Source organism: Bacillus sp. GM2 (genome assembly GCF_056155945.1).
Genome location: NZ_JBRKSZ010000007.1, coordinates 1116270 through 1124235 on the forward strand (window position 1 = coordinate 1116270; position 7966 = coordinate 1124235).

The 7966-nt window shown below is 45.0% G+C and carries 1 protein-coding gene; it reads left to right on the forward strand.

Translation table 11 applies throughout. The annotated features are described in order from the left end of the window. The first annotated feature begins 102 nt into the window (after window positions 1-102). Window positions 103-7920, forward strand: coding sequence for a bacitracin non-ribosomal peptide synthetase BacB (gene bacB / locus ACVC9U_RS06655; RefSeq protein ID WP_441390346.1), 7818 nt, complete (start codon window positions 103-105; stop codon window positions 7918-7920). Window positions 7921-7966 lie beyond the last annotated feature (46 nt).

Here is a 7966-nt window from a genome sequence, read left to right on the forward strand (position 1 = left end):
ACAATCTATCATTTCAAATGATAGATTGTACAGCTGCCCCATTTTCCGCAAAAAACCGATTCTGATATTGGCCGCAAGTCTGACGAATGGAGTGAGATGAGTATGAGCATAATGGACTTCATAAATGATTTGAAAAAGAAAAATATCACCTTATACCATAACAAGGGAAAAATCAAAATCATCGGTCCTCAAGAATTATTGACGGCTGACTTAAAACAGCAAATCAAGCGGTATAAAGAAGACATCATCGCAGCGCTGGAAGCGGGCGAAACGGACATTGAGCGAAGCTTTCCGAAAGCGGCGCCGTCTAAAAGCGGAACCTACCCTTTGTCAAGGGAACAAAAAAGGATGTTCATTTTAAATCAGCTTGATGACAGCAAAACGGCCTATAACATGCCGCTGGCGGTAAAAATAAACGGTGAAGTTCAAATCAGCCGACTTGAACAGGCATGGAAAGCACTCATCAAACGGCATGAATCGTTAAGAACTTCTTTTGTCATGCTCGATGGCGAACCGGTGCAGAAAATCGAACAGGAAGCCGAGTTCCGACTTGAATACAGCGAGTTGGGGGATCAAAGCATTCAGGAGAAAATCAGCCGTTTCATCAAACCTTTTCAATTAGAAAAAGCCCCGCTTTTAAGAGCGGAAATCGTAAAAGTGGATGAAGCTGAGCATATGATGATGGTTGATATGCATCATATCATTTCAGACGGCGTCTCTATCGGAATTTTAATGAAGGAATTCGCCGACTGCTGTGAAGGCAAAGAATTGTCTCCGCTGGCGGTTCAGTATAAAGATTATTCAGAGTGGCAGAGAGACATCGAGCAGCAGAGCCGGTTGAAGAAGCAGGAAGCGTATTGGCTCAATACCTTCCGGGGAGACATTCCGGTATTGAATATGCCGCTCGATTTTCCGAGACCGAAAATCCGAAGCTTTCAAGGAAACAGAACGGTTGTGGAATTGGATCAGGACACCACAAAAAAACTGAAGACGATCGCCGCAAAAAACGGCGTTACAATGTACATGCTTCTTTTGGCAGGCTACACCATTCTGCTGTCAAAATATACCGGACAAGAGGATATCATTGTCGGCTCGCCGATTGCCGGAAGACCGCATGCCGATTTAAACGGGACAATCGGGATGTTTGTCGGCACCCTTGCGCTGAGAAACCGGCCAAAGGGGAACATGACATTTAGCGAATATGTCCAAACGGTCAAAAACAATACGCTGAACGCCTATGAAAATCAAGATTATCAATTTGATGCATTGATCGAACATCTGGGCTTGACACATGACATGAGCAGAAACCCGCTGTTTGACACGATGTTTGATCTGCAGCATGCGGATGATTTCGCATCTGAAGCCGGCGGGGGGCATTTTGAAACGTATGATATTCCATTTCATGTCGCGAAATTCGATGTAAGCCTGACGGCATTTTTGCATGGAAACAACCTGAAATTCGATTTCCAATATTGCACCGATCTGTATAAAAAAGAAACGGTTGAAAGAATGGCCGGACATTTTTTGAATGTTTTAAAAGACGCTGCTCATCACCCTGAACTGGCGTTAAGCGAGATTAGGATGATGTCGGAAGAGGAGAAAGACATCATCTTACATACATTCAATCATGAGAAAACAGATGGTCCGAAAAACAAGACACTCAGCCGGCTGTTTGAAGAGCGGGCTGAAAAAACACCCGATCACACCGCTGTTATATTCGAAGATCAGCAATTGACATATCGAGAGCTGAACGAAAAAGCCAACCAATTGGCCTGGCTTTTAAGAGAGAAGGGTGTAAAGCCGGATACAATTGTCGCGATCATGACAGACCGTTCACTCGAGATGATCATCGGGATTATCGGAATTTTAAAAGCCGGCGGAGCCTATCTGCCGATTGATCCGGATTATCCCGAGGACAGAGTCAAATATATGCTGGAAGACAGCGGAGCTGATATGGTCGTTACCCAGGAGCCCTTTAAATCAAAAATAGACGGGCGTCAACTGATAACCGCCGAAGATACCCGGTCTTTCAGCAAAGAAAATCTCCCAAATGTCAACAAGGCTTCTGATTTGGCATATGTAATTTATACTTCGGGTTCTTCTGGCAGGCCGAAAGGTGTCATGACGACTCACCGTAATGTCGTTCATTATGTTGATGCTTTTACGAAAAGGATTCCTTTGAGCGAACATGATACAGTTTTGCAAGTCGTATCCTTTTCATTTGATGCATTTTCTGAAGAAGTCTACCCTATTTTAGCTTGCTCAGGGCGCTTGGTGATCAGCAGAAAAGTAAGCGATCTGAACATTGATGAACTGGTGAAAACGATCGGGAAGTATCGTGTCACACTTGTCAGCTGCTCCCCGCTTCTATTAAATGAAATCGATAAAAATCAGCACTTAACCTTTCATCCGCAGATGAAATTTATCAGTGGAGGCGACGTATTAAAATTTGAGTACGTCGAAAATATCATCAAAGGCGCCGACGTTTACAATTCCTATGGTCCAACGGAAGCGACAGTTTGCGCTACCTATTATCAACTAAGCAGCGCAGACTGCAAAAAAACGAGCATTCCTATCGGCAAGCCTTTAAGCAATTATAAGGTATACATTGCAGATCAATACGGCCGGCCGCAGCCGGTTGGAGTACCGGGCGAACTGCTGATCGGCGGCGAAGGGATCGCAAGGGGATATTTGAATCATGAAACATTGACAAAAGCGGCCTTTGTGCTGGACGAATCAGGCGAGAGAGTATATCGTACAGGCGATTTAGCAAGATGGCTGTCTGACGGAAACATCGAGTTTTTAGGCAGAATTGACAGCCAAGTCAAAATCCGCGGCTATCGGATCGAGCTGGAAGAAATCGAACACCGGTTGCTGATGAACGACAATATCAATGAAGCCATCGTGGTGGCGAAGGAAGATCAGGAAAACAGCAAATATCTATGCGCCTACATCGCATTCAATAACAATAACGCAGATATTGAGCAGGTTCAAGAACGTTTGGCGAAGGACCTTCCGGAGTATATGATTCCGTCCTGCTTTATCAAGCTTGATCAAATTCCCCGCACGATCAATGGAAAGGCTGATCTTAAGGCATTGCCGGAGCCGGATCGAAGGGCATTTGCCCAAGCCCGCTATGAAGCCCCGCGCAATCAAACGGAAGCCTTACTTTTATCGATCTGGCAGGACATCTTGCCAGCGGAACAGATCGGGATTAACGACCATTTCTTTGACATCGGCGGACACTCGTTGAAAGCTTTTTCAATGGCCGCGAAAATTCAATCGGCATTAAAAGTCGAAGTGACGCTAAAGGAGATCTTCAGCCATCCGACGATTAAAGACATCGCAGCTTATATTGAACAAAAACAAAAACAAGTTCAATCCGACATTCAAAAAGCGGAAAAGAAAGAATACTACCCGCTTTCTTCCGCTCAAAAAAGGCTGTATATCCTTAATCAGATCGAAGAAGGCCAAACCGCCTACAATATGCCTTTTGCGATGAAAATAAAAGGTGAGCTCCAAACGGACAAGGCCGAGAAGGCCTTCAGAACGCTAATCAAAAGACATGAGAGCTTAAGAACATCCTTTGTGACCATCAATGGCGAACCCGTTCAGAACATAAACGAAGAGGTCACATTTGAAATGAAATACCGGGAGCTTGACAATTGCAGCCTTCGGGAACGGATGAATCAATTTATCAGACCGTTTGACCTGGAAAAAGCCCCTCTTCTGAGAGCGGAGCTGGTGAGGGTGAACGCAGCCGAACACATTCTCCTGCTTGATATGCACCATATCATTTCCGATGGCGTGTCAATCGGGATCTTGATGAAAGAATGGGCGGCTTTATATGAAGAAAAAGAACTTGCACCGTTAAAGATCCAGTATAAAGATTATTCCGAGTGGCAGCGAGAGTCCTGGCAAAAAGACCGGTTGAAAAAACAGGAAGAATACTGGCTATCCGTTTTTCAAAACGACATTCCTGTTCTGAACATGCCGACAGACTTTCCAAGGCCGCAAATGCAAAGTTATGAAGGAGATCGAATCGCATTTGCAATCGAAAGAGAGCTGACGGATAAGCTGAAAAAAACAGCGAAAGAAAACGGAGTCACGATGTATATGCTGCTGTTGGCCGGGTATACAATACTCCTTTCGAAATACACCGGACAGGAAGATATCATTGTCGGTTCGCCGATTGCGGGGCGAACCCGGGAGGAGTTGGAACAGACGGTCGGGATGTTCGTAGGCACCCTTGCGATGAGAAACCATCCAAAAGGCGGCAGGACATTCATTGAGTATTTGCAAGATGTAAAAGAAAATACGTTTAACGCCTATGAAAATCAAGATTATCCTTTCGATGAACTCGTAGACAAATTAGATTTGGAACGGGACATCAGCAGAAATGCCTTATTTGACACAATGTTTGATATGCAGGCGCTGGATGATGCAGAGCCTGATATAGAGGGATTGGATGTTGAACCCGTCGATTTGGAGTTTCAGATTTCAAAATTCGACTTGTCGCTAACAGCAGCAGAGTCCGCAGGCGTCATTACGTTTCACCTGGAATTCTGCACAAGGCTGTATAAAAAAGAAACCGCCGAAACGCTGGCGCAGCATTTCGTGAATATCCTAAGAGATATTTCCGATCATCCGCAGAAGCCGTTAAACGACATCAGCATGCTTTCAGAAGAAGAAAGACACACAGTGCTGTATCAATTTAATGATACGAACGCCGAACACCCGTCAGGGATTTTTTCTGAGCTGTTTGAAGAGCAGGCCGAAAAATCACCGAATCATCCGGCGGCGGTCTTCAAAGATCAAATGTTGACATACCGTGAATTAAATGAAAAAGCGAATCAATTGGCCAGAACATTGCGGCAAAAAGGGGTTCAGCGGGAGTCAGTAGTCGGAATCATGGCGGAGCGTTCGTTGGAGATGTTGACAGGCATATTGGCGGTTCTAAAGGCCGGCGGGGCGTACATGCCGATCGATCCGGGGCTTCCGAAAGAGCGCATCCAATATCTCATCACGGATAGCGGAGCTGATCTATTGCTGACCCAGCATCAGCTTATTGGCAGCATCAGCTTTGCCGGAGAAATCATCCAAATCGATCAGGCCGATGCTTACGACACGGATGGAAGCAATCTGGAGCATCTTAATTCCCCCGGTGATTTGGCATACGTCATCTATACCTCGGGTACGACGGGAAACCCAAAAGGCGTGATGGTCGAGCACCGCAATATCATTCATGCCCACTATACTTGGAGAAAGCACTATGAATTGGCATCATTTTCAGTTAACCTGCTCCAGCTTGCCAGCATGTCGTTTGATGTATTCGCGGGAGATTTATGCCGCAGTCTTCTCAACGGCGGAACAATGTATATAGTCCCGGATGATGTCAAACTGGAAATGAATCTTCTGTATGACATGATCAACAAATACGGCATTCATATGTTGGAATCGACGCCAAGCCTGATCATTCCTTTGATGAAATATATCGATCATCACAAGCTTGACTTTTCAAGCATGAAGCTGTTGATCATGGGTTCTGACACTTGCACGATCAAAGATTATAAGTGGCTCGTTGAACGGTTCGGACAAAGGATGAGAATCATCAACAGCTATGGCGTCACAGAAGCTTCTGTCGATTCCGGCTATTATGAGGAAGCTTTGGATCGGATTCCAGAGATTGCGAATACGCCGATAGGAAAGCCGCTGGACAATACAGCATTTTATATATTGGATCCCTCATTAAACCCGCAGCCGGTCGGCGTTTATGGCGAGTTGTACATCGGCGGTGAAGGGATCGCGAGGGGATACTTAAACAAACCGGAACTCACGAAGGAAAGGTTTGTTCCAAATCGTTTTGCCGCCGGGGGGAACATGTATAAAACGGGAGACTTGGCAAGGTGGCTGCCTGATGGAAATGTCGAATTCCTCGGGAGAATCGATCACCAAGTCAAGATTCGCGGTTTCAGAATCGAAACCGGCGAAATTGAAACGAAGCTTTTGGAAAATCAAAACATCAGCGAAGCTGTCGTTATAGACCGGGAAGATAAGAAAGGACATAAGTACCTGTGCGCCTATATTGTCGCTCGAGCGAAAACAAACGCAAATGAACTGAGGGAATATTTGTCCGATCACTTACCGGACTATATGCTCCCTTCCTATTTTATTCAAATCAACAAGATGCCTCTCACACCAAACGGAAAGATCGATCGAAAAGCGCTTCCTGAACCTGCCGGAGACGTCATAGCGGCAAGCGGATATGAAGCGCCGCGTAATGAAACGGAAGAAAAGCTGGCCGCTGTTTGGCAGGAAGTGCTGGACAGGGACAAAATCGGAATCAACGATAATTTTTTTGAAATCGGGGGAGATTCAATTAAGGCTCTGCAAATCGTTTCAAAATTATCAAGAGCCGATCTCAAGCTTCAGGTTAAAGATCTGTTTACCAATCCGTCCATCAGACACCTCAGTAAATATGTCAAAAAAGAAACGAAAGCACGCACCAGCGAAATCGTGCAAGGGCAAGTGCCGCTGACCCCTGTGCAAAGGTCGTTTTTTGAAGCGAATCAAAGGGAGCAAAACCATTATAATCAAGCGTTTATGCTCTACAGGGAAAACGGGTTTGCTGAAAGGATCGTCGAAAAGGTTTTCCGTAAACTCACAGAACACCATGATGCATTACGGATGGTCTATCGGGAGAAGAACGGTGAAATCATTCAGCATAACCGCGGCTTGGAAGACAGCGTCTTCGATCTGTATGTCTATGATTTGAAAACGGAAAAAAATCTCGAGAAAACCGTTTATCAGATAGCGACGAATATTCAAAAAGACATATCCATCAGCGAGGGCAAAATGATCAAGCTCTGCGTGTTCAAAACAACGGAGGGAGACCATCTGCTGATTGCGATCCATCACCTTTTGGTAGACGGCGTGTCCTGGAGAATATTGTTCGAGGATTTTGAAGCGGCATACGGTCAAGCCCTGCAAGGCAAACCGATAGAGCTCGGTTATAAAACGGATTCGTACAAGACGTTTTCCGAAAAACTGGCTGAGTACGCAAACAGCAAAAAGCTCCTGAAAGAACAAGAATATTGGCGGGAGATATCCAAAGGAAAGATGGCATTCCTCCCTAAACATCACCAAGCGGCACATGATAACTATGAAAATAGCAGAACACTCAGAATATCCCTCAGCCAAACGGAGACGGAACAGCTCCTGAAAGAGGCGCATAAAGCATACAATACGCAGATCAATGATCTCCTGTTAACGGCTTTGTTGATCGCCTCAAGGCAGCTGACGGGGGAAAACAGGCTGAAAATTCTTATGGAAGGCCATGGAAGAGATGATATTTTGCAAGATGTGGATATCACGAGAACGGTCGGCTGGTTTACCGCAATGTATCCGGTATTCATCGACTTAGAAGATGAAGCAGACTTGTCTGTGATGATTAAGATCGTGAAAGAAACTTTGCGAAAAATACCGAATAACGGAATCGGATACGGCATCCTTAAGTATTTGAGAAAAGACGAAGGGCTTTTAATGGATGAAAAGCCTCCGATCTTATTCAATTATCTTGGTGAGCTCGATCATGATCTGACGACTGAACAATTTTCATCGTCAAAGCTTTCGGCAGGTCAAAGCATCGGAGAAAAAAGTGCAAGGGATGCTTCTGTTGAAATCGATTCAGTCGTTGCCGGCCGGCAATTGATGATCAGTACGACATTTAACGAATACGAGTATTCTCCAGATACGATCAGCGAATTGAATCAAGCATTCAAAGAAAGTTTGCAAATGGTCATCAGCCATTGCACGGGCAAACATGAAACCGAAAAAACGTCCTCTGACTACGGTTATGACAAACTCTCATTGGAAGATCTAGAAGAATTATTAAATGAATATGAATCTGTCGACAGCTAGAAATCCTGACAAAAGAGATGAAAAGTGGTTAACCTGCTGCTTAAAA